Annotated in this window: 2 protein-coding genes; both read left to right on the forward strand. The window is 54.9% G+C overall.

Annotated elements, in window-relative coordinates:
• Nucleotides 1-329 (forward strand): response regulator (locus EG19_RS13835; RefSeq protein ID WP_161685670.1); only part of this gene is annotated, 329 nt, incomplete at its 5' end.
• 2 nt (nt 330-331) lie between these two features.
• The coding region (locus EG19_RS12055; RefSeq protein WP_038050628.1) for a branched-chain amino acid ABC transporter permease at nt 332-964 on the forward strand (633 nt) is incomplete at its 3' end.

Consider the following 964-nt stretch of genomic DNA (forward strand, 5'->3'; position numbering starts at 1 on the left):
GCGTTGAGGAAGCGCAGGAGGCCATGAGTGGGCAAATCAAAGTGGCGCTGGTTGACATTCGCCTATCAGAATCAGATCCCAGTAATCAGGAGGGAGTTACTTTCTTGCAGTGGGCAAAAGCACACTTTCCCGAGACCCCGGTTCTTATGATGAGCGCGTACCGCGACTTTGATGCCTTGGTACAAGCGCTTAACCTGGGGGCCGACTACTTCCTCAAGAAACCCATTGATCTCAAAGAGCTCAGGAGCTTGCTTCGTAAGTTCAGCGAGCAGGGGAGAATCCCCGAGCTGACCGCAGAGCTCAAGAAGAGCTTGGACAAGGAGAGTTAAGCGTGCTGCTGCAGTTCTTGGCGAATGGGCTTGTAAACGGCTGCATCTACGCCCTCATGGCCCTCGGCTTTGCATTGATCTACAACACGGTCAAGGTCTTCCACATTGCTCATGGGGCCGTGTACACGGCCGCTGCCTACGTTTGTTTTGCACTCCATGTTCAGCTCCGATGGCCGCTCGTTACGTCGGTCATGGCTGCCGTTGGGGCTGCCGCCTTTCTGGGGACCATCATCGAGCTGTGTTTGTATGCCCCTCTCGCGCGTCGCAACGCCTCACCGTTGGTGGCACTTCTCAGTTCCCTTGGGCTTTACGTGGCACTTGTGAACGTTATTGCCCTGGTCTTTGGTAATGAAACAAAAGTGCTCCGCCCGGGGATCGAAAAGACCTACCAATTCTCCAACGTGATTTTAACCCGCATTCAGCTGGCCGAGCTCATCACCGCGCTGGTCCTTCTGCCAATTCTTGTCTTGTTCCTTAGAGGTACCCTTTGGGGAAAGGTCATTCGTGCCGTGCGAGACAACCCCACGCTAGCCCAAGTCCTGGGCATAAACCTTGCAAAGGTGCGAATGGCGGTATTTGCCATGGGCTCAGCTCTTGCTGGGCTTACAGCGGTTGTAGTGGCCCTTGATGTAGGG

The sequence above is a fragment of the Thermoanaerobaculum aquaticum genome (assembly GCF_000687145.1).
Lineage (GTDB): Bacteria > Acidobacteriota > Thermoanaerobaculia > Thermoanaerobaculales > Thermoanaerobaculaceae > Thermoanaerobaculum > Thermoanaerobaculum aquaticum.